This window comes from Nostoc sp. FACHB-152 (assembly GCF_014697475.1).
Classification (GTDB): Bacteria; Cyanobacteriota; Cyanobacteriia; order Cyanobacteriales; family Nostocaceae; genus Nostoc_B.
This window is the reverse complement of record NZ_JACJRV010000015.1, coordinates 43532-70034: the sequence shown is the minus strand read 5'-3', so window position 1 is coordinate 70034 and position 26503 is coordinate 43532. Positions and strand designations below refer to the sequence as shown.

Here is a 26503-nt window from a genome sequence, read left to right as displayed (position 1 = left end):
AACAAGCATAAGCGTCTTGTGGATAATAATTTTGAGATAAATCACTAAATATAAAGAATAGGAACGACTGAGGAATTTAAGCCGTTCCTAAAATCATCGTGTCATTGGTGTGTTATTTGCAGCTTAATAAATAAATGAGTATATACCTACCTTCTTAAGAGGTATTAGCTGAGTGTGTTGCCTAATACAAATACTCCTCAACAATTGTTGAGAATAAGTAAAACGGCGTAAATATTTGTAGTTGGGATAAGGTAAAAAAAGCTAATCAAAAACTCTTTCCCTTTAACCTTTCCCCTTTTTCCCCTCTTGCAAAACTATTTTTGCAAGAGGTCTAATAGCTATCTACGTTTTTGTCGTTTTACGGCATAACCATAGGCTACAGGCCAGTCCGTTTCTTCATCTAAGCTACACTGGGCATGAATAGGCCAGTATGGGTCGCGCAGCAATTCTCGACCAACAAGAACCAAGTCTGCACAGCCACGAGTAATGATTTGATTGGCATACTCAGCTTCAGTAATTAGCCCTACAGCTGCCGTATAGATTTGAGCTTCTTGCCGGATTTTGGCAGCAAAAGGCACTTGATAACCCTTATCTACAGGAATTTTGGCGTGAGGCACTAACCCGCCTGTGGAAACATCAATCAAATCAACGCCTAAAACCTTTAATTCACGAGATAGAATTACAGACTGCTCAATATCCCAACCTCCTTCTACCCAATCAGTAGCAGAGATGCGGACAAAAAGCGGCATTCCTTCAGGGATAGTCGCTCGTATACGTCTGGCTACTTCCAGTAATAGACGCATTCTATTTTCTAACGACCCTCCGAAATTGTCAGTGCGCTGATTACTAAGCGGTGAGAGAAAAGAATGCAGTAAGTATCCATGAGCCGCGTGAATTTCAATCATCTGAAAACCAGCTTGCAGCGCACGTTCTGTTGCTGTAACAAATGCTGTGATGACTTCTTCAATACCACGCTCATCCAGGGCAATTGGCACAGGACTATTTTCATTAAATCCAATTGAGCTTGGTGCAACCGTCTCCCAAGCCCCTTGTTCAGGTGTTAAAGGTTTACCACCTAACCAAGGAAGATTACTACTGGCCTTGCGCCCAGCATGAGCCAGTTGAATACCTACAACTGCTCCCTGTTGGCGAACAAAACGCGCAATGCGCGCTAATGGTTCAATATGAGCATCATCCCAAATACCAAGATCACCAGGCGTAATTCGCCCTTGGGATGTGACTGCTGTGGCTTCTACCATAATTAAACCAGCACCACCAACAGCCCTACTACCAAGGTGAACAAAGTGCCAATCATTAGCTACGCCATTTTCTGCGGAATATTGGCACATAGGTGACATTGCCACGCGATTTCGCAAGGTTAAATCTCGAATTTTTAGTGGGCTAAATAAGTCTAATTCAGGTATTTCTTGGTCATGTAAACAAGCGGATTGAACTCCATAAGTATTGCTGGATTCTAATTTTTGCTGGGCTACGGATGGTAAATTTGTCAAGTTTTCTGTACTCATAATTTTCCAAGTTTCTCTGCTTTTTGAGCTTTGTATTTATCTACTAAAACTACTATGAGGTAAATGGTTTTGCAAAATTAATTTACATGATTTTTTGAATAGATTTTTTTGAATATGTTGCCATCAATAATCATCTCTTAGTGAAAAGCTCTATAAACTTAATTATGCTAATTCTAAATTTTGTTAATAATTCTTAACTTTTACTTGTACATATCAACTAGCAGACCAAACCTCAAAATATAAAACATCTTTCTAGAGAGGAACCTATAATATATGGTTTTAATCCTTTAGAAATAACTGTCTTTGGTTAGTTTTTTATCTTGCGATAGAAGTAGTTGTGAGAAAGATAATTTATCTTTTTATAAAGACTATTCATTAATCAGTATCAAGAAAATATTTTCCATAAAATCCTCATGTTAGATTATTTTGCTTTCTTCCTGATACTCTTGTCTTTACTCGGCTGGTCACTTTCTGAATGCGTGCTATTTTTGAACTAAATAAGTGCTTTTATACTCTGAATTTTACAATAATTAATCATTTTAAATATAAGAAAAATGGAGTTTTAGTTTCATGAATGTAGAAGAACTCAGACAACGATATGCCGCAGGCGAGAGAGACTTTAGCATTGCTAACCTGAGCGATGCAGTGATGGAAGATATTAATCTCAGTGGGATAATCTTTCATGGAGCAATACTAGATGGCGCAAATTTGCAACGAGCTAACCTGAGTGGGGCTGATTTAAGCGGTGCCACCCTCAACGGTGCGAATTTAACAGGTGCTAATTTGAGTGGAGCTAATTTAAGTGATGCAATTCTTGATTGTGCAATCTTAGAAGGTGCAATTCTTGATGAAGCTGTTTTAGATCAGGCGGATCTAAGAGAGGCTAATTTGGAGCAGGCTAATCTGAGCAAGGCTGATATTCGTGAAGCTGATTTAACAGGAGCTAATCTCGAAGCAGCAGATTTGAGTGGGGCGGATTTAGCGATCGCGGATTTGCATGAGGCCAATCTCAGCCAAGCTGCATTAGAAAGAGCCAATCTCACCGGGGCTAATCTCAAAGATGCCAATTTGGAAGGAACTATTCTCGAAGGCGGTGATAGTAGCCTTGCGACTTGAGCAGATAGGGGACAGGTGATAGGTGACAGGTTACAGGTTACAGGTTACAGGTGATAGGTGATAGGTGATAGGTGATAGGTGACAGGTTACAGGTGAAAGATTTGTTTTACTGAGAACCTCATGACCTTGGCTATTTTGGCAGATATTCTTTTTGAAGAATTAACTAAACAAAGCGCGATCGCCTAATTGACCTAATTATCTTTTTGTGATATTGTCTTTGCCTTCTGGCTGACAAGCCACAATATAATTAGTGTCCATATTTTCTTGAGTAAAATGTCTGCTAAACCTATTCCTATAAAAACTAAAAGTTTGCGTCAATCTTGTGATTGGCCGATTGAACAATTACCGGGATTGAGCCATGAGCAACAATCTCAACTTCAAAGTTGCGGAATTGAAACTACAGAAAAACTATTTAATCAAGGAAAAACACCTGAAGCTAAGGTAGCTTTAGCGAGTAAATTACAAGTTCATCTGCAATATGTAAATAAATGGGTGGCTTTAGCTGATTTATCGCGGATTCCTAGTGTTGGTACGCAATATTGTGGTTTATTGCTCCATGCAGGTATCGGTTCCGTAGCGCAGTTAGCTCAAACGCCGACTCATAGGTTGCATAGACAAATTATGCGTTTGCAAGTAGCAACTTTACAACGCCGAGATTTGTGTCCATCAGTTGAGTTAGTTCAACAATGGAGTCAACAGGCAAAGATAGTCATTGGTCAATAGTTAATAGTCAATGGTCATTTGTCATTGGTTATTGGTGATTATTCTTTCGCTAAAACTCCGTTAAGAAATATGTCAGCGAGTCCTTCGGCCATTTGCTGCATTTCTTGGGGAGAAGCGTCGGGTTCCATGAGGGTGTTGTTAGAAAAACCAGCGATCGCAAACATTCCGAGGAATACTTTAGCGACAAGTTTGGCATCTGTTTGGCGATAAATGCCTCTATCCATTGCCGTTTGGAAGAATGCTTCAGCGACATCAGTCATTTTATTAATGACTTCTATTTGAATGCGATCGCGTAAATCGGGGTGAAACTGCACCTCCATAAAACACACCCGCATCAAATCAGCATTTTTTTGAAAATTCCACATCCGCCGGCGCATCACTTGAGCAACAGCTTTATAGCTGCCCATTTCGCTTAATTCTGTGAGTAAATCTGTGAGAATCTCCACCCAGCCACTTGTCGCCACTTCCACCAAAATTGCTTTTTTATTAGGAAAATGGCGGAATAATGTACCCTCTGCTACCCCAGCCGCTTGTGCTAAGTCGCGGGTAGTAGTACCGTCAAATCCTTGCGAGGCAAACAACCGCCTTGCCGCTTGTAAAATACGGGTACGTGTTTGTGCTTCTGAGGGAGGAGGAGAATTAAAAACTCGCATAACATTTACTGCCAGATATCCGGAACAGGATTTGTAGCATTATTGTCTACCGTCGAGTACAAAAAGCATAAAAAGCTTAATACAAGATTAACGCCCTGTTGATTTATTCACCTGTTTCTCAGGTAAGGGAATTTTACCTAGTTATTGCTTATGAATCATTTCAGTAGCCTACGAGCAGTTTTAAATTGGTCAAATGCCGCATCTGCAAAACTGTCTCGGCTGTTTATGACGTTTTTTCTGATTACAAGCCTAGTGTGGGGAACGCTGCCAGAAATGGCTTTAGCGCAAACCCAAACTGCACCTCCGCCCACCAGAACAATACAACCGGGCAAAACGCCGTCACCAGCACCTAAAAATTCGATTCAGCCTTATTTGGATCGGGTTGTTAAGGAGTTAAGCGAGTTTCGCCTAGACAATGGCATGAAGTTCATTGTTTTAGAACGCCATCAAGCACCTGTAGTTTCTTTTCTTACCTATGCAGATGTCGGTGGTGTAGATGAGCCAGACGGGAAAACTGGTGTAGCCCATTTTCTGGAACATTTGGCTTTTAAAGGCACAACCCGGATTGGTACGAAAAATTACAAAGCCGAAAAACCTTTACTTGATCGCTTAGAGCAGTTGGACGCTCAAATCAGAACTGCGAAAGCCGATGGTAAAAATGATGAAGTTGCGCGGTTAGAAGCTGAATTTAAACAACTGGAAGCGCAAGCAGGTAACCTTGTCGAGCAGAACAAGATGGGGCAAATTGTCGAACAAGCGGGAGGGGTAGGTTTAAATGCTACTACTTCCACAGAAGCGACTCGTTATTTTTATAGCTTTCCATCAAATAAGTTAGAACTTTGGATGTCTTTGGAGTCTGAGCGATTTTTGGAACCTGTACTCAGCCGGGAGTTTTATAAAGAAAAAGATGTAATTTTGGAGGAACGCCGTTTACGGGTAGAAAATTCACCTATTGGCCAAATGGTGGAGAAATTTATCGATACGGCTTACAAAGTTCATCCATACAGACGGCCAGTAATTGGTTATGACCAAGATATTCGCGGTCTGACACCAGAGGATGTGCAGAAGTTTTTTGATACTTACTATGCACCTAATAATATTGCGATCGCAGTTGTTGGTGATGTCAACCCCAAGGAAGTACAACGACTGGCGCAAATTTACTTTGGACGCTTTCAACCCAAAGCCAAACCCCAATCAAAACTTCCGGTTGAACCCAAGCAAACCGAAACACGAGAAGTGTCTTTAGAACTACCTTCTCAACCTTGGTATTTAGAAGGTTATCACCGTCCAGCAATTACCCATCCAGATAATGCTGTTTATGAAATTATCAGCAGACTGTTGAGTGATGGGCGCACATCCCGACTGTATAAATCTTTGGTCGAAAAACAGCGTTTGGCACTGAATGCTCAAGGTCAAAGTGGATTTCCCGGAGATAAATATCCTAATCTTATGCTATTTTATGCGCTGACGGCTCCCGGCCGGACTGTTGATGAATTAGCAACAGGTTTACGTCAGGAAATTGAGAACTTAAGAAATCAACCAGTCACAGCAGTTGAATTACAGCGTGTAAAAACCCAAGCTAGGGCAGATTTATTACGTAGCCTCGATTCAAATGCGGGTATGGCTCAGTTGTTGTTGGAATATGAAGTCAAAACCGGCTCTTGGCAGAACTTGTTTAAGCAGTTAGATGAAATTGCGGCGGTGACTCCTGCGGACGTTCAGCGAGTGGCAAAGGCAACATTTACGCCAGAAAATCGCACCATTGGCAAGCTGTTGTCTAAAAAAGGATGAGGAGATAAATACAGATATGCACAGGTACACGGTGAAGGGTAAAAGGCAGATGAAATTCTCAATTTTTCATAGCAAGAGGTTGATATATGCCTTAATGATGGCTATTGCCTTTTTCCTTTCTACTTTTAACTTTTCTCTAGCGGCGAAAGCAGAAGCCAAGCATTACACCGAATTGCAATTACCACCACTACCTACGGTCAAGATACCGAAGTATGAGCGGTTTGTGTTACGCAACGGTATGGTTGTGTATTTAATGGAGGATCATGAACTACCGTTAGTTAGTGGTACAGCGTTGGTGCGTACAGGTAGCCGTTGGGAACCAGCCGAAAAAGTTGGGTTAGCTGGTTTGACAGGCACAGTGATGCGGACTGGCGGTACTATAAAGCATTCGCCAGATGAACTCAATGAAATTCTAGAACAGCGAGCTGCATCTGTAGAAACTAGCATTGGTGAAGCTTCAGGTAGTGCCAGCTTTGAAGCATTGACTGAAGATGTAGAAACGGTGTTTGGTCTGTTTGCCAAAGTGCTACGAGAGCCAGTTTTTGCCCAAGAAAAACTCGACTTAGCGAAAACGCAGGTAAAAGGCGGCATTGCGCGGCGGAATGATGATCCTGACAGTATTGCAAATCGAGAATTCAAGAAATTGATTTATGGCAAAGAAAGCCCTTACGCCCGGACAGTAGAATATGCCACTTTGGATAAAATTAACCGGGATGATTTGGTACAGTTTTACCAGCGATATTTTCACCCCAATAATATGATTTTGGGGGTTGTTGGGGATTTTGACTCCAAAAAAATGCGATCGCTCATTCAAGCGAATTTGGGTAATTGGCAACGCAACCCCAAAATCACTAAGTCGCAGTTACCAGAAGTACAAGCAGCTAATAAAGGTGGAGTATTCTTTGTCAACCAGCCGCAACTTACTCAAAGCAGTGTACTGATAGGGCATTTAGGCGGTCAATTTAACAATCCCGACTATGCCGCATTAGATGTGTTGAGTGGAGTGTGGAATGGGTTTGGCGGACGCTTATTTAATGAAGTGCGATCGCGTCAAGGTTTAGCTTACTCTGTATATGGTTACTGGAGTCCTCGCTTTGACTACCCTGGCATTTTCTTAGCTGGTGGACAAACCCGTTCTGATGCTACCGTGCTGTTTGTCAAATCTATACAAGACCAAATTAAACGCATCCAAGAACAACCAGTATCAGCCCAAGAACTTGCTTATGCGAAAGACTCTACTCTCAACTCTTTCGTGTTCAACTTTCAAGATCCCAGCCAAACCTTATCACGGCTGATGCGATATGAATATTACGGCTACCCCTCAGACTTTTTGTTTCGCTATCAAAAAGCTGTCGCAGCCACCACAGCAGCTGATGTACAACGGGTAGCCAAAAAATATCTCAAACCAGAAAATCTGGTAACTCTGGTTGTGGGGAATCAAACCACAATTAAACCACCATTAACAGGGTTAGCAACACAGGTCACGCCAATAGACGTAACAATTCCCGGCGTACAACCACAAGCCAAGAATTAATCTTTGTAGAGATGTTGCAATGCAACGTCTCTATAGAAATTGATGATCTTTCAAATCATGAATTAATCCTGTATTCTTACTCCCCACTCTCCAATACGGTACGGATAAGCATTTTGAACTAAGAATTTGGTTTGGGGAAAAGGTGAGCCAGCGACGGGTACGAAGAGGGTTTCCCCTTTCCCCCTTAACCGAAAGGTAAGCTTTTGTGCTTACAAGTTGCACAATTGGAATTTTAGGGAAAAACTTCAAACCTTCTCCCCGGCTCCTCTGCTCCCCTGCCACGCCAGTCGCTTCAAGTCGGGAAACCCGCCCAACGCGCTGGCTCCCCTTGCGGTCTCAACAAGCAAATTAAGTGATTATTAGCTTATTGGTTGACCATTAAAGTTACAACATTAAGGCTTAAAGTGATGACGTTAACTCTTAAAGCTACAACGTTAACCATTAAAGTTACAACATTAAGGCTTAAAGTTATAACGTTGACTCTTAAAGCTACAACGTTAACCATTAAAGTCGTCACATTAAGCCTTTAAGTGACAATGTTGACGATTAAAGCGATAACATTAATGGTTAAAGTTGCAATATTCAAGCTTAAGATTGAAGCAAACATCATTAGTATTGATCCCCCTAAATCCACGCCAGTCGCCTCAAGTCGGGAAACCCGCCTACGGCGCTGGCTCCCCTTAAAAAGCAGGGTGGTTTCATACAAAGAGAGAAAAAACCAGATCGAGTTGATTAGACAAAGCACGTTGAGCTTGGGGAATAGTACGGAAACCAAAAAACGAGCGCTCGTAATCAAGAAGTTGTGCAGAATAGCCCAATTGACGGGTGCATTCCCGCCACGTCGTAGCGGGAAGTCTTCTTTAAATGGTACCTCTCTCACCCAATGCAATCGATTTTCAATTCCCCAATGCCCCACAGTGTCAGCCAGTAACTGCTGTGCATCTTCAATTAAACTACCAATATAAAACTGTTGTTCATGGCAAGGTTGACCATTACGGATAGCAGTTCTTTCCACGACTACAAAAGCCTTAAGTCCAGCCCATTGTTGTGAAATATGGTCACGGCAAAGACCTTGCATTGGCGTTGAACAGTTCGGGAATGATGATTCTAAATCAAAAAAATTGTAACTTGGGAAGAAGAAGGGGAATAGGAATTAAAAGTTAACGTGAGTTCGATGAACCTCTCCCCAACCCCTCTCCGAGACGGAGAGGGGCTTTAATATCTTGGTTAGGAACAAAAAATTAAGCTTTCTAAGCCTCTCCCTGCTTCGGGGAGAGGTTTGGAGAGGGGTTCTTTATCATCGGTCGAACTCACGTTAAAAGTTAGATAAATTCTTCTCTAGCCCCTAGCCTCTAACCCCTAACCCCTAACCCCTAGCCTCTACTTAAGAATTATTAGGAATCAATCGACCACAGGGATAAGTTGCAACACCTTGGGCTGCATCTTCAACCATCACGGCTGGTACTTTATCTGATGATTGCGTTTTAGCTGCGAGATAATCTTTTTGTAAGGTGGCTAACATTGCTTCTCTTTGATCGTACAACCGCTTTAAGGGACGAGGTGAACATTGATTCATCACGTAGGCTGTCACTAATGGTAAAGCGATCGTGCTATCGGTATAACAAACAATTGTGCTAGGCAATTCTTCTGGGTCAATCTTACCCCAGCTAACTGCTTCTGATGGAGTCGCCCCAGACAAACCGCCAGTATCAGGACGTGCATCCGTAAACTGGACAAAGAAATCATGTCCGCGTTCTTCTAATCCTAGTACCTCATGAATTTGCGGTTGAGTTTGCAGTAAGAAATTTTTAGGACTACCACCGCCCAGAATCACGGCTGCACTTTTACCGTCTCCTTCTCTTGCATTGTAGGCGATCGCAGCTGTCTCATTCACATCAATTGACGGATCTAAGATTAATTGCGAACCTTCTAACGCCAAAGCTGCAACGTTCATCCCAATCGAACTATCCCCAGGAGAAGAAGTGTAAATTGGTACGCCATATTCATAAGCTGTCGCCAACAAGCAAGAATGCTGCACTCCCAACTGCTTTTCTACTTCCCGGACATACTTACCTAAAAGATAATGAAATTCTGCTGTTCCCATCCGCTTTTGGAAAGGTTCAGCTTGCAAAATTTTGCGAATGAAAGCATCGGTTTCTAACAATACATCGTAGCCAAAAACAATGTCATAAATTCGGATAGTACCTTCTTCACGCAGTTTGACATCATCCACAAATGGATTACCAGCGAATAGTTCAAAGCCCAACCCATAATGCATATCATGGTAAAGGTTTGCCCCGGTGCTAATCATCCAGTCAATAAAACCGTTGCGAATTAAGGGTGCTAGTGCTGAAACCCCAAATCCTGCTGGTGTCATCGCACCAGAAAGACTAACACCCACAGTCACGCCATCCTGAAGTACATCTTTACTCAGGAGTTGGCAAGCTTCCCGCAAACGTGCTGAGTTGTAAGCTGTGAAGTAATTATTAATTAAATCCACTACCCCAATATCAGATGTTATGGGTGTAGGTGCGATTTTTTGACCACGCTGTTTTGACATTTTGCACTCCCGAACAGTAACACGCCGAATCTTATGTTATAGCAACAATCACGGCGGCAAGACAGCCACAAGACTTTTAACTCTATTCCCTCTCACCTGTCCCCTGTCACCTATCCCCTATTTTCAGTAACTTCTTGCATTGCCTTGGTGTACGAATCATAGGCAGTTTGCCCAAAACATACAAAAATCACTTGTTGTAGGGAGCTTGGCTGGGCAAAAAACTTTTTAACTTCTGCGATCGCAATTTTACTGGCGCGTTCCATCGGGAATCGATAAACACCCGTGCTAATAGCAGGAAAAGCAATAGTTTTAATTTGATATTGTGCTGCTAAAGCTAAACTATGGCGGTAGCAATTAGCTAGTAACTCATCCTCTCCATCATTGCCACCTTCCCACACTGGCCCAACAGTATGAATTACCCATTTTGCAGGCAGGTTGTAACCTTTTGTAATCTTTGCTTCACCAGTGGCACAACCTCTTAACTGCCGACATTCTGCCAGTAGTTCTGACCCTGCTGCACGGTGAATTGCACCATCCACACCGCCACCACCCAATAAAGAACTATTAGCAGCGTTCACAATTGCATCTACAGCTAACTGAGTAATATCACCTTGAATGATTTCTATTTGCTTCATAATATTTAGATTTATAGGCTGTTTTTCAAATTGTCATACCTATTCTCTGTAAAGATGCACATTAAGTAGAACGGCGTAAATATTTGTAGTTGGGAAAAGGCAGGAGGCAGGAGGAAAGAGGGTTTCTGCCTGATTAACCTTTCTTAACATAGTTTTGGTTTTTCCCACCTACTTACTTACATTAAATTGGTATCAACATTCAAAATTTATCTAAGAAAGTAGACGCTGCTGGAACTGTATAGCTTTTTGAGTATCTGGAACGTGTGCAGCTAAAATTTTCACCAATTCCTCACGAGAAATTGTCAGATTAGAAGTTTTTATAGCTTTTTGAATTAACAAACGAGCAATTGGCCCAATTAAATCTATTAATTCTCGTTCACATTGCAGCACAAAGGCATCGTCAATATCTGAGGTGATTACTTGTTGCACCTTTTGTGGCAACTTCTGAGTAGGAGTTTTAGTAGTAGGAATAGTTGATTGCTCAAGTAGCAACATTGCTTCTTGTTTAAATTGAGTTTGTTGAGACTGTGCTACATGAACTATCAAATTATCTATTAACTCTTGATAACTCTGTGCTGAAGCGGCGCGTCGCAACAAAGTTTGGGCTATAGGCCCAACAAATCTTAAAAATAGATGTTCTATAGCTTTATACTTTTCTTTAGAAAGAATAGAGCTATTATTTATTTGTGTTACTTCTTGTTGAGCTAGTAAAATTTCAGGCGGCAGGGTCGGAGTTGATGTTATGGTGCTTTGAGTATGTGCTTGATGATGAAAATTTTGTTGTAAATCCTCTAAAACTTCTATTGCAGTCTGATAGCGTTCTTTGCAGTTATTTAACACCATCTTAGACAATAAATTTGCTAACTCTGGACTTACTTTTGCTTTGTGTTGCCAAACAATCTCTCCTGGATATGCGTTAACTTCTAGTTCTCTAGGATGTAAACCAGTGAGTGCTTGAATAGCAACAATACCCAAAGAATAAATATCACTGTTAGGATGTGGTTTACCCATTACCTGTTCTATGGGCATATATCCAGGTGTACCAATAGCAACAGTTATCTCTGTTTGTTCAGCAAGAGTCACCATTTTAGTTTGCACTTGCTTGACTGAGCCAAAGTCAATTAGCACTAACTTACTATCTTGCAGTCTTCTAATAATATTGTCTGGTTTGATATCTCGATGGATAACATGATGAAGGTGAATAAATTTTAAAATATCTAAGACTTGGTGCAGAAATAGTATAACTTTGCCTTCTGTCCAAGGTTGATCTGGTAGCATTTCTAGTTTCAGAGAATGCCCTTCAATAAACTCTTGCACCAAGAAAAACTCTCGGTTTTCTTCAAAGTATGCTAAAAGCCGGGGGATTTGATCATGGTAGCCAAGTTTTTCTAGTATTTCTGCTTCACTATTGAAGAGTCGTCTAGCAGTTTCCATAAACCCAGGGTTATAGGTGACAGGGTGAAAGTGCTTAACGACACATTTAGGATCACCAGGGCGGTGGGTATCTAGGGCAATATAAGTTTGACCAAATCCGCCTCTACCCAATATTTGGCGGACTTGATAACGCCCGGCTAATAGAGTTCCTAACATTGTATGACTTGTCCAAGCCTTAACTTAATCTTGACACAACTACTAAAATTGACACAAAAAAGATACTTAAATTGTTTTTACTACCCCATACTCACTAATATCATGTCCTGCTGATCAGTTATTATGGGGCGCATCTGTGCAGAAAGGTAAAACCCTCTCTCCTGCGGCCTGAATGAATAACTATCCGGCAATGGCTAAAATAGTAATCTACGTGTAAATTGGTTGAAATTTAGCATATTATGACTTCTGCTACTCCAGTCAAAACAGAGTATGAAGCGATTATTGGTTTGGAAACCCATTGTCAGCTCAGTACGAATACCAAAATCTTTTCCTCTAGCTCTACGGCATTCGGTGCTGATCCCAATACTAACATTGACCCGGTTTGTATGGGATTACCTGGGGTTCTACCCGTACTCAACCAAAAAGTTTTAGAGTACGCTGTAAAAGCAGGTTTAGCACTAAATTGTCAAATCGCTAAATATAGTAAATTTGACCGTAAACAGTATTTCTATCCTGATTTACCGAAAAATTACCAAATTTCTCAATATGACCTACCTATTGCCGAACATGGTTGGTTAGAAATTGAATTGGTCGATGCTGATGGTAATTCGGTTCGCAAACGCATTGGCATTACCCGCCTGCATATGGAAGAAGATGCAGGTAAATTAGTCCACGCAGGTAGCGATCGCCTCTCTGGTTCGAGTTATTCTTTGGTAGACTACAACCGTGCAGGTGTACCTTTAGTTGAAATTGTCTCTGAACCAGATATCCGTTCTGGACAAGAAGCAGCCGAATATGCCCAAGAATTGCGCCGAATTTTACGCTATCTCGGCGTGAGTGATGGCAATATGCAAGAAGGATCTTTGCGTTGCGATGTCAACATTTCTGTGCGTCCCGTCGGGCAAAAAGAATTTGGCACGAAGGTAGAAATTAAAAACATGAACTCCTTCAACGCTATTCAACGGGCGATTGAATATGAAATTGAACGTCAAATTGCCGCCGTTGAAGCAGGTGAGCGCATTATCCAAGAAACTCGTTTATGGGAAGAAGGTTCGCAACGCACAATTAGTATGCGGACTAAAGAAGGTTCCAGCGATTATCGTTACTTCCCTGAACCAGATTTAGCACCTATCGAGGTGTCGGATACGCAATTAGAAAACTGGCGCAGCGAATTACCAGAACTCCCAGCCCAAAAACGCCATCGTTATGAAAACGAGTTGGGGCTTTCGGCTTACGATACGCGAGTCTTGACAGAAGAGCGTTACGTATCAGAGTATTTTGAAGCTGCGATCGCATCTGGTGCAAATCCTAAAGCCGCCGCTAACTGGATTACGCAAGACATCGCCGCCTACCTCAACAAACAAAAATTGAGTATTACTGAGATTGGCTTAACTCCTGCTAACTTGGCGGATGTCATCACTCGCATTGAAAAAGGCAAAATCAGCAACGCGCAAGCTAAAGAAAAATTGCCCGACTTACTCCAAGGCGTACCGCCAGAAAAAGCCTTTGCAGGTCAAGAGTTAATCTCTGACCCCAGTGTACTAGAACCGATTGTTGATGAAGTGATTGCCGCTAACCCCAAAGAACTCGAAAAATATCGTGGCGGTAACACCAACCTGAAAGGTTTCTTTGTTGGGCAAGTTCTGAAAAAGACCAACAAACGTGCTGATCCGAAGTTAACTAACGAACTAGTAGAGAAAAAGCTGAATGCCTAACTTGAGTGAAATTAAACTCATTAGAAGTTAGACATTCTGCCAACTCTCATCTGATGAATTTCTTCACAGTATATTTACTAAATGCATAGTTTAGTAGGTAACATTCATTACAGTTTAAACGCTATTCTGTGTTTAGTAAATGCACTCAAATAATGAGGAGAGCCACCTAACTAGCTCTCCTTTTTCTTTTTTGTAGTCTTTTTAGATAAATTTCAGGATTACTGGCTTGGCTATCCCACAGGAGGGGACGGCTGGGAAACGGCTATAGTTTAACAACTTAGCCTGTCTCTATGAGCTAGGGATATAGCAAGTAACAGTTTATTAAGCTGAAATTTGCCTATGATGTCAGATGGTTACTCACGGTAAGTAAAGTTACTAGCTTTACACAATTTTTTATTTCTAAGTAGTCTAAGGGAAAATTCTTAACAATATTTATACAAAAAACTAAATAATGGGTGATACTCCTCAGGGCAAAAATGATATGATGTGCTAAGTAGATGCACCCTGATGATCTGGAGAGCTGCCCAAGTAGCTCTCCTTTTTCAGTAACTTACAAGCGGCATCAACGCACATATTAACTGTTGAACAGCGTGTTATAACGCAACCTACAGCGTTTACATAAGATCTTCAAATCTGCGGTGGCAAATCAGGATAAAACTTCACATTTGCAAAATAAATTAAACCAATTCGCAATTGCGAATTGGTTTAATCTTTGTGACTCAGCGCACCTAATTACTGTGGTAAATGTAAAACCCGTAAAGCTATAGAAATTAAGGTTAAGAAGGTCAAAAATCCAATAGTATCTAACATAGTGGTAACTAACGGGCCACTTACTAAAGCTGGGTCTAGTTTCAGGCGTTTTAAACCCATTGGTAAAAGGGTACCGAGAGTAACAGCCACCATTGTATTAGTAGCCATAACTGTACCGGCAATTAAACCTACCCATCGTTCTTCGGGTTTAGCCCAAATCATTGATAGTCCTGTCATGGTTATCCCTAGAACCAAGGCTGTACCTAAACCAGCCAGAATTTCTTTACGGAGAATTTTCAAAGTATCTTTTGATGTGACTTCACCTACTCCTAATCCCCGGATAGTCACAGTTAACGCTTGAATCCCAACAGTACCACCTGTATTAGAAAAAATCGGCATGATAACTGCTAACACTGGGACAGCTGCAATTACTGATTGAAAAGGGGCGATCGCACTTGCTGCGCCTATATACAATGCCATGATTGCTAACAACCAAGGTAGACGCTTACGCATGGTGACCAAAGGAGGTGACAAAGCCTCTTCATCACCACTGACACCAGCTAACTTTTGAATATCTTCGGTAGCTTCTTCTTCTAAGATATCGATCACATCATCAATCGTGATGATCCCGACTAATCTCTCTTCCCTGTCAACCACAGGAATAGCGATTAAGTCGTAACGTTTCATGATTTGGGCAACTTCTTCTTGAGGTGTTTCTGTTTTTACCTTAATGACGCGATCGCTAGAAATATCTCGGATATATACATCGGGAAAAGTAAACAATAACTGACGCAGTGAAACTACTCTTACCAGTTTGCGGTTATTGTCCGTAACGTAAGCGTAGTAAATTGACTCTTTATCTTCGTCTTGACGGCGAATTTTACTTAAGGCTTCACCTACCGTCAATCCTTCTTGCAACCGCACATATTCTGTAGTCATCACCCGGCCAGCGGTGCCTTCAGGATAACCAAGAATTGTGGCTGTGGCTTGCCTTTGTTCTGGACTTAACTGTTGTAATAATTTTTTGACTACTTTAGCCGGTAATTCATCAAATAATTCTGCGCGTTCATCGGGACTCATCGCCTCAACAATTTGTACTACCTGAACATCATGGAGAGAATTAATTAACTCTTCTTGTAAGTCTGTTGGTAGATATTCAAATACATCAATTGCTTGAGCTTTATTTAACAGGCGGAAAGCGATCGCCCTTTGTTTTTCTGGTAATTGTGTAATATATTCCCCGACATCAACGGGTTGTAAGCGATTTAAATCACATTTAAGCTGATTTAAATCACTGACAGCAAACAGTGAATCACGAATGTCTTCTATAAGCATAATACCTCCTATGTGCCTCCCCCGCGCCGAGAGACACGCTCACTAGCTTAGAGGAGGTTCGTACTGCCGTCTTGTGGACTTTTGTCCATAAAATCCTAAAAACTCAACATCGATAACCTAATCAAGGCATCGCTAAGTGATCATCTTAACGTGGAATCTTGCGATCTGATCAATTTCGAGTGCAAATAGGAGAATTAGTAATTTTCCATACAAACACTCTATTGATTACCCTGATTTTCTTTTGATTACTCACGATTTTACTATTGCAAAAATTTGTGTCAAGCAAATGTGGGGATTTGCTGGCAAACTTCACAAAGTCAAAATATTTACAGATAGCCTGGGTATTTCCAGTAAAATCAAGGGTAGAGTGGTTGAAATTAACAAAAAAGAATTCAGGAGTCAGAATTCTTCTTCAAAACGTTAAGTTAAAGTCAACCAATTTTAGATTTTAGATTGACTGCACTCATAATTTTCGGTCTACTGACTTTCTACTGCACCAGTTCAAAATAGTAGCCAGTACTAGAAGCACAACGCTTACCTGACTCACAAGGCTGGATTTTGGCTAAAAAGACTCCACCCTGGCGATCGCCTAATGATGAAAATTTAATCTCACCTGTCGCTCCCGTAGTGGAAAAATTTGGATTAGATAGCACCTTTGGTAATCCTTGGCGAGTACGATCCTCTTTTAACCCAGCGATAATCACTTGCATTGCATCATAAGCTGTAGCAGTTCGCGGACTTACATCTCCACCCCAAAGTTGAGCGGCTTTCTCTGCAAAAGATTTTTCTTGACTAATACTACGGTTAGCATCACGATGCCAAGGTACAGAAATCACCAAACCTTTGACATCCCCTTGCCCAAACTTTAAAATTCTTTCACTGTAGAGCTGTTGAGAACCAAAAAGTGCCATTCTACCTTTGTTCTCTCTTGCCACATCAAGGACTGGATTAATATTAGTAGGTCTTGCCAGGAGAAGAATGGCTTCTGCACCATCGCTTGTTGCCCTAGCAATAAAATCACTAGCTCTAAAATTGGCAGCCCCTAAATCGCAATCTGTATTAATAACTCTGCCCCCCGCTTTGTTGAGCAACGTAATATATTCTTTGAAAACTTCTTGATTTGTTCTTTCCGTACTAGATGTATTTTGATTTGTTCTAAATGATGAATCTCTACAAATAGCCACATTAGTACGACGTTCTTTTTGGACAATATATTCAGCTAAGACTTGATTGAAAATTTTCTGATTAGGACTTACATTAAATAAATATTTTTTTTCTTTCAAATCTTGTGCATAGTTTTCTTCAGATTGATTACGAGAACTTCCCGGAGAAACTCTTACTAAACTATTTTGTTCATAAAGTTTCTTGTTACGACCAAAACCTACTACTGCTAAAAGATTAGAGTCTTTTACCAACTCCTCGTCTATCTTATTAAGTTGTCCAAAGTTATTCAAACTAGCAATTTGCAGTTGTAAAGGTAGTCCATTAATACCTCCGCTTTTATTAACTTCATCTTGGGCTTGGGCTACACCGCGTAAAGTCTCTTTCGCTTCATTCAAACTACTACCAATTGGTGCAATTACAGCTACTTTGAGAGCATTTGAATCACTAATTTTAGAATTATTTAAATAAATTAATGCCTCTGGATCATTCGGCTGGCTTTGCAAGGATGCTTGGAATTTGATAGTAGCAGTGCTAAAGTCACCAGATCTGAAAGCGTTGACTCCAGCTTCTTTTTCATCTGTCTTGTCTGCTGTGACTAACAACTTGTCACCTATACTCATCCATTCTGGCAAAGGTAGTCTAACAATATTTTTTGAATTATCTGAATTATTTTCCTGAACTACTATCGGTTGACGCGATAGTTTGCTGACCAACCATAAAATCACTGCTACTGTCAATCCAGCAAGCCCTAGAGAGATAAGCAACCGAATATTCTCATCTTTAAGCATCTTATAATAACCCCCTCTATTCATTCACGAGCATTTATTAAAATTTATATAAAAATTAAATAAATTTTAGAACTAAAAATATTTATTAATTAGCTTATCAAAAATTTGGGATAGCATCAAAAGCATAAAGCCCAAGACACCGCCAAGTATGACTAGTAAAACTATAACTATCAATCCATTAATTCCAAAGTTAAAAGGATTATTGATTTGCCATACGTGGAATATATATATAAGAAATAAATTCGTAATTATAGCGACAATAAGTAAATATGTTTTTTCAAATAAAGAGCGAGATTGAGTAAATAGTAAAATTCCTAAAACTAGCAACCATAATCCATAGCTAATTAAACTAGTTCCGATAAAACTGATTAAAGCAATAGCTAATAACGAACCTCCCGAACCTACCGTTAAAACTCCAGGCATTAATTTTTGCATCGATAACTGTAAGGAAGTAGGAGATGAATTAGATTTTTGAATTTGTAGCTGTGGCTGTAATATTTGCTGACTTGAAATGATTGTGTGTGGTATATTACTATGTGAAGCCCTTAAAAATGTCAATTCCTGTAAAACTTCTCTCGCTGATTGATAACGCTGTTCATGATTTTCTTGCAATAACTTATCCATAATTTGCCTTAATTCTGGACTTATTACTTGCGTCAATTGACTGTGCCAATTACTAGTCCAGCTAAAGCCTTGTTTACTCCATAGTTGAAATGGTGGAATATTGGTAAGCAGATCAAAACAAGTTATCCCTAAACTGTAGAGATCGCTAGAAGGATAAGCTTCACCAAATTGAATTTGTTCCATCGCCCCATACCCTAAAGAGCCAATAATGGTTCCTGGTGTAGTTTTGATTAGTTCGGTCTTTTGTTTAGATATACCAAAATCAATCAGCACATACTTACCATCACGTTGACGGTGAATTATGTTTTCTGGCTTAATATCTCGATGAATGATTTGTTGCTGATGTATTAATTCCAACACAGGCAACAAATCATTCAGTAATTGCCTAATTTTAGTTTCATCAAATATTCCCTGTTGTTTTAACTCCTGCAATAAATTTTGCCCTTCGATAAATTCTTGCACTAAATATAAATAGTTATTTTCTTTAAAATAGGCAAATAGCGTAGGAATTTGGTCATGTTTTCCTAATTCTTGCAGGCGTTTTGCCTCTTGCTCAAATAATTCAGTTGCTTTCTTTGGGCTTTTACTACTGCCACTACCATAAAATTGACTACGAACTAGCTGTTTCACAACACATTGTTCATTTAGCTTGTCTACATCCTCTGCCAGATAGGTACACGCAAAACCTCCTCTACCGAGTGGTTGAATAATGCGGTAACGATTTCTTAGTAGCGACACCAACTCTGTTTCACAACTGAGGCAAAAGTTTGTACCGTCAGGATTTTGCGGATTTAAACAATCTGGGTTTAAACAGCAGATCATATAACTTTTGGTGTCATTTTATTCACACTTAAAAATATACATTAAATTCACTGGTTCTTTGGTCTTAAGCAATTTTGTCCTAATAATTCTTATCTCTTTGTATGACTGGAGTTTAGAATAAATAGGTGATAAAGCCAGAGAAAATAGTGAGTATGCTATAATACATATCCCTATTAGCAGATGAGAGTTGAACCCCCAACTCTCATCTGCTAATATGAAACGTGCTAAAAAAATTTCCTCAAGCAATGTAGAGCTATTTAGATAGAGCGCATGACGCAACTTTTGAACTGAACAGACAGGAGAGCAAAAATTTTTGCTATCGCTCTTTTCCAAATATAGCGATAGCCAGTAGTGTTAGGACATCAGTAGACGAGAAAACTTAGACACTCAAAGACTTTTAACTCTGTCACCTGTCAGCTATCACCTGTCCCCTGCTATACCTGTCTAAATTTTTTTTAGTAAAATACTGTAATTTTAAACACTAGTATTTAATAGCTCATTAAGGATTAAAACATCAGTTTAGCTTCTTGGCATTCGGCTCGGCGCAAACCCGCAGTTGCTGATGAAACTTGCGTAAGTTCTGTCATATTTTGGTGTCGGGTTACGGCGCATAGAGATTTACCTTGTTGCTGTTACTATCTCTCATGCGCCTTCACTCAACCTACTAGCTACTAGCTTTCACCCTGTATTTTGCCTGCTTTATTCTTCGTCTGGGATTGGTAAATCTAACGCTATCAACAACGCTTGAGACAAATGAGCCATTACTGAATAAGAAACTGCGCCTCTTAAACGCAAAAAGCGGGTTTTAGATAACACCCGCACCTGATCTGCCATTGCGATCGAATCGTTTTTGAGTCCACCATCGGGTGCTAAAATTAACACTTGGGTCGGATAAACTCGCTTTCCTGATTGATAGGTAGTGCAAGGAACTGCTAGAACAACCGGACTCGACGAATTAATTGCATCACGGCTAACAATAATTACTGGGCGAGTCCCTCCTTGCTCTGAACCTTCAGTTGATTCTAGGCGAGCATCATAGACCTCACCCCTTCTCATTACAGAGCTTCCTCTAACAGAAAAGCCTCCCACTGAGCTGCGGCAAATTCAGTTTCTAATTTCAGTACCTCTGCCTGATAGTCAGGGTCGCTGACCATTTCTGTCAAAGCAGCATCAATCGCTGCTCGTTTTTGTGCTGCTAATTCTCGACGTAACGCTTGCACCATAAAATCATTACGACTTCTTGCTTTGCCTTCTAAAACTGCCTGATCAGTGGCTTCTAAAAGCTCCCGTGGTATAGCTAGTGTTGTGCGAACGGATTCGGCTTTCATGTAGTGATGATTATTTTGATGTCTTCAGTGACGACTTCTATGATATCACTCTTAATCGTACTTCGACCCTTGGAGTTATACTGAAGACTCTGTATAAACTAAAATTTTGACCCTAAAGGAGTATCTCTTAAGTCATAGAAAAGACCTCTTCCCTCAGTTATAACGAGTTCTCATTACACATTGACTCGCAAAATTTCTTCATAGTCAAAAGTCCAGATTCCAACCTAGTTTTGGGAATCTGGACTGCAAATGATTGCGGAGTTCCTACTTAAGTAGAAAGAGTTAGTTTTTGGTTAATAGTCAGTAAATAGGCAGAAAATGAAATTTTTTTTGTAACTCTGCCTCAAATAATAGAACGTTTGAGTGAACCATCAGCATAAAGTTCAAGCGGAACTAATTCGATTTTGCCGTTAACTTTAACTTGAGAATAAACTACTTTCACTAACTGAGCATGATTTTCGTTGTATCGCAAAGACATAATACATCTCCTTGATTACATATTTATTTTTTCAAACGATTGAATATTTTGAATGTACTTAATATGTTCTTGGCAAACTGTACATCTTTTATATGTTTGTTGATTCTATTACTAACAAACAAATGATGAAATTTAGTATAAAATGACCACCGTGTATATAAAGATTTCAACAAATCTACATTGTCGGTAAGACTTCGCCAACAACTGTGTAACAAATGGCTACTAACGCGAGATAATAAGTATTCCCTAGTACCCTAAGCTGTAAACTCATTTTTCCTTACATAATATACTTCACAGCCACAGGGTGAAATTTCGCAAGCATCCCTTAATAAGTATGAAAACAGCTACCGAATTACAAACTCGACTGGAGCATTACTACCAGCAAATCAAAACCATTATCCTATCCCGTCAAAATCCAATTACTGGTTTGCTACCTGCGAGTACAGCAATTACTGCCCACGGTGATTATACAGATGCTTGGGTCAGAGACAATGTTTACAGCATCTTGGCGGTTTGGGGTTTAGCTTTGGCGTACCGCAAAGTTGATGAAGACAAGGGACGTACTTACGAACTAGAACACAGTGTGATTAAGCTGATGCGTGGGTTACTGTTTGCGATGATGCGACAAGCGCATAAAGTAGAGCAATTTAAACATACTCAGTCACCTTTAGACGGTTTACACGCTAAATACAATACCGCTACTGGTGACATTGTAGTTGGTGATGATGAGTGGGGACATTTACAACTTGATGCCACATCTATATTTTTACTGATGCTGGCGCAAATGACCGCTTCAGGATTGCAGATTATTTATACCATTGATGAAGTAAACTTTGTGCAGAACTTGGTTTACTACATTGGACGCGCTTACCGCACACCAGATTATGGTATTTGGGAACGAGGTAACAAAATTAATCATGGTAATGCTGAGTTAAACGCCAGTTCTGTCGGGATGGCGAAAGCAGCGTTAGAAGCCATGAATGAATTAGATTTATTTGGCGTGCGCGGGAGTCAAGCTTCAGTAATTCACGTGCTACCGGATGAGATTGCCCGTGCCAGAAGTACCTTAGAATCTTTGTTACCGAGAGAATCTGCTTCTAAAGAAATTGATGCAGCACTGTTGAGTATTATTAGCTATCCTGCCTTTGCGGTGGAGAATGTACAGCTGCGCGATTCTCCAAAGGAGACGCTGCGCGATCGCACTTTTAACGATATCATCAACAAACTCCAAGGCAAATACGGCTGCAAACGCTTCTTGCGTGATGGACATCAAACCGTATTAGAAGATAATCAACGTTTGCACTACGAACCTTGGGAATTAAAACAATTTGAACATATTGAATGTGAATGGCCGTTATTTTTCACTTATTTACTGCTTGATGGCTTATTTCGGAACAACCAAGAGCAAGTTCAACAATATCAAGAACTTTTAGCAGGGCTATTAGTAGAACGTGATGGTTATGGTTTATTGCCAGAACTTTATTATGTGCCAGCAGAAAATATAGAAGCAGAAAAATTAGCACCCCAAAGTCAACCTCGATTACCTAATGAAAATATTCCCTTAGTGTGGGCGCAAAGTTTATATTTTCTCGGACAAATGTTAAGTGAAGGGTTGTTGGCGGTTGGTGATATTGACCCGTTAGGTAGGCATTTATCTGTAGGGAAAAACCGCGAAGCCCTAGTACAAATTGCGCTGTTAGCCGAAGATGATGACTTACAAGCAAAACTAAAAGTTTACGGCATTGAAACACAAACACCCAAGCAAGTAGAGCCAATTCAAGTTAGGCAAGCTGGGGAACTTTCAACTATTTACACCCAAATAGGACGCAACGATAAACTAGGTTTAACTGGTCGGCCAGTGCGTAGATTGCGAAGTTTAACTACATCACGCATCTTTCGTATTTGTGGTGAAAAGGTAGTGTTTTTGCCCTCATTTCTTGATGCCCAACAGTTTTATTTAACTCTTGATTACCATTTTTTACTCGATCAAATTAGAAGCGAACTTGCTTATATTCAACAATATTGGAGTGATTTAGGTCGTCCTATCTTAACTTTAATGTTAACTCACACCATGTTAGAAATTGGTGCTGAGGCATTATTAGAACTGATGCAAGAACTCAAAGATGGGATTTGCAACGGTGTGCGTGTCAAACTAGGCAGGCTGAATCAGTTAATGCTAACAGGTGCTATTCAAAGAATTGATTTTCTGCAAGATGCCAAATTTTATCAGTCAGCCATGCAAGATGCGGCACCACATTGTTATTACTTGGCTTATCATCCGGGTAAAAGTTGGCGTTTGGGGCATACCCAAGAATTCCAAATGGAGTGCGAAACTAATTTGGGATTATTGCTTTCTGCTTTACGCGCATCAGAAAATCTTTACGAGCAAATAGAGTTATTGCAGGCTTTAACCCGCTTGCAAGGATTAGAATTTGATACTGGGTTTGGTGGCCCAACTACTCGCGTAACTGTAGGTGATTTGCTGGATGAAGTGTACACCAAAGCCGGAGACTTAGGCCTCTGGGCAGTAGTGCGTCGGGCTGCAGGGTTGCGCCAGATGGTTGATATTGCCTTATCAGATGCAGTTACGAGTATTTTGGTGCGTGGCAAGCAAATAGCTGTGGGTAGGGCGTATAGCGAAGCCTCATTGATTACTGTGCCGATGCCTCACAATGAAATTGCCGAGAAGATAAATAATTTCTGTCGTGAGGATATTCGCGATCGCGTTCTTACACAAGAAATCTTACTTTATCTTGGTACTCTGATTCGCTCGGAATCTGAATTATTCCAAGGGCTGTTAACTTTAAGAGTTGGCTATCTCATCCTATTAATTACCAGCGAACTAGCGCGAGAGTTACGTGCTACTCAAGATGAAGCCTACGAACAATTAATGGAACGTTCACCCTTTGAAATCAAAATGCGCTTGCGTCAAGTGTTAACTGGTTATACAGGTATGAGTAACCTGTTGCGCCAGCAGGAATCACTGCACGTTAAGCAAAAAGAAAGTGATATTAACTGGGTTGTGCCACCAACAATTACAGAAGAAATCGACGTACCGCCAGGAGGTTGGCGACGCTACCGCCAAGCAGAAGGGGCGTTGAACCGGGTACCCAAAAACTTTTTCCAGCAAGTTTGGTTATTAATGAAACATTGCAAAGGCTTAGTTATTGGTGACAAACTAGAGCGTCGCAATCGTTTAGATAGCGAATTAATGTTATCAGAAATGACGGCTGGTGAAAAGAATTTTGCTCTGCGGGTTGAGCATTTATTAAATAAAATCGAAGCCCCAGAATATCGCCAAGTTAATCTTGAAGCACTAATAGAATTAGGCGAAATCGCATCTAAAAACCCCAGCTTGCAAATCGAAGAATATATTGTATTAGATGTGTTAATTGGTCATGCTGTGCGCTTGGCCTGGTTAGATACACACCCAGAACGCGGCGATCGCTATGATGAAGATAAAGCAAATGCGTGGCGATCGTTCTACAATACTTCTCCTAGAGATTGTGCAACTTACATTCTCAAAGCCTTTAGGTTCTTGACTGAGTTTGTGAAGTAGTTTTATAGCAGGGGACAGGTGATAGGGTTAAAAGTCTTTGAGTGTCTAAGTTTTCTCATCTATTTTTTAATTGCGTTAGCGCAGCGTTAGCGACGTTCGCGTAGCGTCTCCCTTTGGGAGAAGGAGCGTCATTGCGAATTGGTAAGCTATTGTGCATACAAGTTGCCCTATTGAGACTGTGGCTAAACACTTCAAACCCTCTCCCCTGCTCCCTTGCTCCCCTGCCCCCCTGCGGTCTAAACTGCAAATTAGGTGCTTAACAGCTTATAATGCTTAACCAACACCAAACGCCTTTATTAGATGCGATAAAAGCTTGTGTCAACCATCGCCACGCCCCTTTTTATACTCCAGGTCACAAGCGAGGACAAGGAATTCCGCAGCCATTGGCTGATTTACTGGGCGCAAGCTTATTTAAGGCAGATTTGACGGAATTAGCACAGTTAGATAGTTTATTTTCACCCCAAGGTGTAATTCAACAAGCCCAAGCACTGGCGGCGGCGGCGTTTGGTGCTTCACAAACATGGTTTCTTGTCAACGGTTCTACCTGTGGCATAGAAGCGGCAATTCTGGCTACCTGCGGTACAGGCGATAAAATTATTCTGCCTCGAAATGTGCATTCTTCTGCGATCGCTGGTTTAATTCTCTCTGGTGCAATGCCAATTTTTATTAATCCTGAATATGACCCAGTTTTTGATATTGCTCATAGTATTACACCCTATGCTGTAAAAGCTGCATTACAACAGCATCCTGATGCTAAGGCAGTGTTGACAGTTTACCCCACATATTACGGTGTCTGCGGTGATTTACAAGCGATCTCCCAAATCACCCATCAATATAATATTCCTTTACTCGTTGACGAAGCTCACGGCGCACACTTCGCCTTTCATCCCGAACTACCTACCCCAGCTTTAAAAGCAGGTGCAGATTTAACTGTCCAGTCTATTCACAAGGTACTTGGTGCAATGACGCAAGCATCAATGCTGCACATCCAGGGAGAGAGAATAAATAGCGACCGTGTGAATAAAGCTTTGCAACTCGTCCAGTCTACTAGTCCTAGTTATATACTTTTAGCTTCCTTAGATGCAGCGCGTCAGCAAATGGCGGTGGATGGAGAAAATTTGATGTTTCGCACTTTGCAACTTGCAGATATAGCCAAAACCAAAATCAGCCAAATTTATGGTTTATCAATTTTGCAACCAACAATATCACCAGGGTTTAAAGAGTTAGATAAAACCCGATTAACTGTTAACGTTGCTGGCTTAGGTTTAACGGGATTTGCAGCCGAGGAAATTTTAGATGAGAAGTTGGGTGTCACTGCGGAATTCTCTTCATTACACAACCTAACTTTTATTATTAGTTTGGGTAACACTCTGGCAGATATTGAACAATTAGTAGAAGGTTTTACGATTCTTGCCGAGAAGTATCGTGGTGCCAAATTGATAGTAAATAACCTAAATCTTGTAAACAATTGCGAGTATTCTGTGCAGATATCACCGCGCGAAGCTTTTTTTGCTGCTAGTGAAACTTTACCACTCCAACAAACTAGCGATCGCATCTGTGCCGAAATTGTTTGTCCCTACCCTCCCGGAATCCCGATTTTAATGCCAGGAGAAATCATTACTAACGCAGCAATAGCATATCTACAACAAATTCAAGCAATGGGCGGGTTTATCAGTGGCTGTGCAGATACTAGCTTACAAACTCTAAAAGTAGTAGTCCACCACGCAAATTATGATAGGTCATAGATCCCCGACTTTTTTTAAAAGTCGGGGATCTGAATACCCGCAATCTATCAAAATCAATCGGGTGGAG

At 40.7% G+C, this 26503-nt stretch carries 20 protein-coding genes; 7 read left to right on the top strand and 13 right to left on the bottom strand.

Features of this window, described 5'->3' with window-relative positions; translation table 11 throughout:
- Positions 1-338 precede the first annotated feature (338 nt).
- On the bottom strand, positions 339-1526 hold the full coding sequence (locus H6G76_RS14400; protein WP_190701487.1) for an NADH:flavin oxidoreductase/NADH oxidase: 1188 nt from the start codon (positions 1524-1526) through the stop codon (positions 339-341).
- A 570-nt stretch (positions 1527-2096) separates the two neighbouring features.
- Here H6G76_RS14400 and H6G76_RS14395 point away from each other — a divergent pair.
- Positions 2097-2642 carry a pentapeptide repeat-containing protein gene (locus H6G76_RS14395; protein ID WP_190701485.1) on the top strand — a complete coding sequence of 182 codons (546 nt, stop codon included), beginning with the start codon at positions 2097-2099 and terminating at the stop codon, positions 2640-2642.
- Between the two features lie 273 nt (positions 2643-2915).
- The gene (locus H6G76_RS14390) at positions 2916-3365 is read left to right on the top strand and encodes a DUF4332 domain-containing protein (RefSeq protein WP_190701482.1); all 450 of its coding nucleotides are present in this window, start codon (positions 2916-2918) and stop codon (positions 3363-3365) included.
- A 38-nt stretch (positions 3366-3403) separates the two neighbouring features.
- Here the strand turns inward: H6G76_RS14390 and H6G76_RS14385 are convergent, their stop codons facing one another.
- Positions 3404-4018 carry a TetR/AcrR family transcriptional regulator gene (locus H6G76_RS14385; protein ID WP_190701479.1) on the bottom strand — a complete coding sequence of 205 codons (615 nt, stop codon included), beginning with the start codon at positions 4016-4018 and terminating at the stop codon, positions 3404-3406.
- A gap of 225 nt (positions 4019-4243) precedes the next feature.
- Here H6G76_RS14385 and H6G76_RS14380 point away from each other — a divergent pair, with 225 nt between their 5' ends.
- Positions 4244-5809, top strand: coding sequence for a pitrilysin family protein (locus H6G76_RS14380; protein ID WP_242056397.1), 1566 nt, complete (start codon positions 4244-4246; stop codon positions 5807-5809).
- Positions 5810-5858: 49 nt separating this feature from the next.
- Complete coding sequence (locus tag H6G76_RS14375; RefSeq protein WP_397333638.1) at positions 5859-7343, top strand: M16 family metallopeptidase; 1485 nt, start codon at positions 5859-5861, stop codon at positions 7341-7343.
- Positions 7344-7707: 364 nt separating this feature from the next.
- Here the strand turns inward: H6G76_RS14375 and H6G76_RS14370 are convergent, their stop codons facing one another.
- From H6G76_RS14370 to H6G76_RS14350, 5 genes are all read right to left on the bottom strand, one after another.
- Entirely contained in the window at positions 7708-7848 is a 141-nt protein-coding gene (locus H6G76_RS14370) for a hypothetical protein (protein WP_190701470.1), read from the bottom strand.
- Between the two features lie 21 nt (positions 7849-7869).
- Complete coding sequence (locus H6G76_RS14365) at positions 7870-8421, bottom strand: ISAs1 family transposase (protein ID WP_190701467.1); 552 nt, start codon at positions 8419-8421, stop codon at positions 7870-7872.
- A 306-nt stretch (positions 8422-8727) separates the two neighbouring features.
- The gene (gene speY, locus H6G76_RS14360) at positions 8728-9903 is read right to left on the bottom strand and encodes a homospermidine biosynthesis protein (protein ID WP_190701465.1); all 1176 of its coding nucleotides are present in this window, start codon (positions 9901-9903) and stop codon (positions 8728-8730) included.
- Positions 9904-10013: 110 nt separating this feature from the next.
- The gene (locus tag H6G76_RS14355; RefSeq protein WP_190701464.1) at positions 10014-10538 is read right to left on the bottom strand and encodes an O-acetyl-ADP-ribose deacetylase; all 525 of its coding nucleotides are present in this window, start codon (positions 10536-10538) and stop codon (positions 10014-10016) included.
- 210 nt (positions 10539-10748) lie between these two features.
- Positions 10749-12128 (bottom strand): serine/threonine-protein kinase, encoded by a 1380-nt coding sequence (locus H6G76_RS14350; RefSeq protein WP_190701462.1) that lies wholly within the window; start codon positions 12126-12128, stop codon positions 10749-10751.
- A gap of 239 nt (positions 12129-12367) precedes the next feature.
- Here H6G76_RS14350 and gatB point away from each other — a divergent pair, with 239 nt between their 5' ends.
- A complete protein-coding gene (gene gatB / locus H6G76_RS14345; RefSeq protein ID WP_190701460.1) occupies positions 12368-13843 on the top strand; it encodes an Asp-tRNA(Asn)/Glu-tRNA(Gln) amidotransferase subunit GatB in 1476 nt (491 codons plus the stop codon).
- A 732-nt stretch (positions 13844-14575) separates the two neighbouring features.
- On the opposite strand, the gene mgtE is transcribed toward gatB, so the two are convergent.
- The 6 genes from mgtE to H6G76_RS37665 all read right to left on the bottom strand — a co-directional run bounded on the left by mgtE (position 14576) and on the right by H6G76_RS37665 (position 21132).
- Positions 14576-15928 (bottom strand): magnesium transporter, encoded by a 1353-nt coding sequence (mgtE, locus tag H6G76_RS14340; protein ID WP_190701458.1) that lies wholly within the window; start codon positions 15926-15928, stop codon positions 14576-14578.
- A 488-nt stretch (positions 15929-16416) separates the two neighbouring features.
- Entirely contained in the window at positions 16417-17880 is a 1464-nt protein-coding gene (locus tag H6G76_RS14335; protein ID WP_190701455.1) for an ABC transporter substrate-binding protein, read from the bottom strand.
- Positions 17881-17952: 72 nt separating this feature from the next.
- Positions 17953-19326 carry a serine/threonine-protein kinase gene (locus tag H6G76_RS14330; RefSeq protein ID WP_190701453.1) on the bottom strand — a complete coding sequence of 458 codons (1374 nt, stop codon included), beginning with the start codon at positions 19324-19326 and terminating at the stop codon, positions 17953-17955.
- 699 nt (positions 19327-20025) lie between these two features.
- Positions 20026-20382 carry a type II toxin-antitoxin system PemK/MazF family toxin gene (locus H6G76_RS14325; RefSeq protein ID WP_190701450.1) on the bottom strand — a complete coding sequence of 119 codons (357 nt, stop codon included), beginning with the start codon at positions 20380-20382 and terminating at the stop codon, positions 20026-20028.
- Positions 20382-20654, bottom strand: a complete 273-nt coding sequence (locus H6G76_RS14320; protein ID WP_190701448.1) for a ribbon-helix-helix domain-containing protein — start codon at positions 20652-20654, stop codon at positions 20382-20384. Before H6G76_RS14320 ends, H6G76_RS14325 begins: the two co-directional genes overlap by 1 nt.
- 343 nt (positions 20655-20997) lie before the next feature.
- Complete coding sequence (locus H6G76_RS37665) at positions 20998-21132, bottom strand: hypothetical protein (protein WP_277883089.1); 135 nt, start codon at positions 21130-21132, stop codon at positions 20998-21000.
- Positions 21133-21466: 334 nt separating this feature from the next.
- On the opposite strand from H6G76_RS37665, the gene H6G76_RS14315 reads away from it, so the two are divergent.
- Both H6G76_RS14315 and H6G76_RS14310 read left to right on the top strand, forming a co-directional pair.
- Positions 21467-24691, top strand: a complete 3225-nt coding sequence (locus H6G76_RS14315) for a glycoside hydrolase family 15 protein (RefSeq protein WP_190701446.1) — start codon at positions 21467-21469, stop codon at positions 24689-24691.
- 269 nt (positions 24692-24960) lie between these two features.
- Positions 24961-26436, top strand: coding sequence for an aminotransferase class I/II-fold pyridoxal phosphate-dependent enzyme (locus H6G76_RS14310; protein WP_190701444.1), 1476 nt, complete (start codon positions 24961-24963; stop codon positions 26434-26436).
- The last annotated feature ends 67 nt before the right edge of the window (positions 26437-26503 follow it).